This window comes from Borborobacter xinjiangensis (assembly GCF_047739745.1).
Lineage (GTDB): Bacteria > Pseudomonadota > Alphaproteobacteria > Rhizobiales > Rhizobiaceae > Pseudaminobacter.
The window spans coordinates 1-1,745 of the sequence record NZ_JBLLVA010000077.1; the positions used below are offsets into that span (position 1 = coordinate 1).

A 1,745-nucleotide genomic window follows, 5' to 3' on the forward strand; every position below is an offset into this window, starting at 1 on the left:
CTCCGTCGATGAACCGGCTAGCCTGCTCCGGCTGCAAAGTCGCACTTCGACGAGAACTCACACAGCTATATAGAGATGCGACACTTGAGCAAATTAGAGATGCGACAGTCCCCGACTTTCACAGCTCGTGCTCTGGCTAACTCGAAGCTGGAAAGGAAGGCTTGCGGCGACTACCCGGCATCGGACCGGGCTTTTGGGAGCCGTCATGCCTTGTCTCGTTACCTTGTCGCAAAACGAACTTCACCGTCTTGAAGCCGTGCAGAAGATCCGTGGGCATCGGCTGACTGTTACACAGGCCGCCGAACTGCTTCGTCTGAGCCGCAGCCAGGTCCACCGGCTTCTTCAGGCCTATGATCGTGACGGCGCCGGCGATCTTGCATCGAAGAAGCGCGGCCGGCCGAGCAACCGACGGCACAGGGAGGCGTTCCGCAATGCCGCGCTCGACCTGGTGCGCGCACACTACATCGACTTCGGGCCGACTTTGGCCTGTGAGAAGCTGCTCGAGCGCCACCAGCTTGCCGTCAGCAAGGAGACGCTGCGCAAATGGATGACGGAGGTTGGCATCTGGACGTCACGGCGCGAGCGCAAACGGCAGCTTCATCAGCCACGTGGTCGGCGCGACTGCTTCGGTGAACTGATCCAGATCGACGGCTCGCATCATTGGTGGTTCGAGAACCGGGGGCCAAAATGCGCCCTGCTCGTCTATATCGATGACGCGACCGGCAAGCTGCTGCATCTTCGCTTCGCCGGATCCGAGAACACATTCGACTATCTGATCGCCACGAAGGCGTATTTGCAAGAATGGGGCAAGCCGATCTCCTTCTACAGCGACAAACACGGCATCTTCCGCACGACACGCGGGTCGGAGTTGGATCGCACCAGCGGCCTGACGCAATTCGGTCGTGCGCTCCACGAGTTGAACATCGACATCATTTGCGCCAACACGCCCCAGGCCAAGGGACGCGTCGAACGCGCCAATCAGACACTGCAGGATCGGCTGGTGAAGGAGCTGCGCCTGCGCGGCATCGACACGATCGAGGCGGCCAACGCTTTCGCGCCGGCGTTCATCGCGGACTTCAACGCCCGGTTTGGCAAGGAGCCCCGCAATCCGAAGAATCTGCACCGTCCCCTCGCCGACCATGAGAATCTGGACGGCGCGATGTGCCGCAAGGAGTTCCGCACGCTGTCGCAAGCTTTGACGCTGCGCTACGACAAGGTGTTGTTCCTCCTCGATCCGAGCGCCTTTGCGAAGAGCTTGGCCGGCAAGAAGGTGGTGGTCTGCGACTATCCCGATGGCCGGCTCGAGATCATGGAGGGCAGCACGTCCCTGCCCTACAGGACCTTCGACAAGCTGCGATCGGTTCATAGACCCGAGGTGGTCGAGAACAAGCGGCTGGATGAAGCGCTTGCCATGGTGGCCGAGATGCAGGCCGGCCGCGAGCTGACGCGCAGTCGGCATGGCCCGCGGCGCACCGGCCAGACAGACCATATGTTCGGCATTCCCGACGGGAGCCAGAGCAACGGTTATGTCAAGCGCGGCACAAAGCCAGGTCGGCGGACGGATTTCATGAACGATCCCGCCGTCATCGCCCGGCGAGAAAAAGCCCTAGCGAGACTGGAGGCGGCCGAGTGATCCGGGCCGCCCCTGCCCTTCCTTTTTTTGTATTTGGCGGGCTGTCAAAGCTCACATGAGGGGTTTGGCGTCAAGACATCGGATGCATCCTCCCCGTGTGCTGTCGGATTCA

The 1,745-nt window shown here is 61.3% G+C and carries 1 protein-coding gene; it reads left to right on the forward strand.

The annotated features are described in order from the left end of the window. The first annotated feature begins 205 nt into the window (after positions 1 to 205). On the forward strand, positions 206 to 1,633 hold the full coding sequence (locus tag ACLKMW_RS26390; protein ID WP_415727493.1) for an ISNCY family transposase: 1,428 nt from the start codon (positions 206 to 208) through the stop codon (positions 1,631 to 1,633). The last annotated feature ends 112 nt before the right edge of the window (positions 1,634 to 1,745 follow it).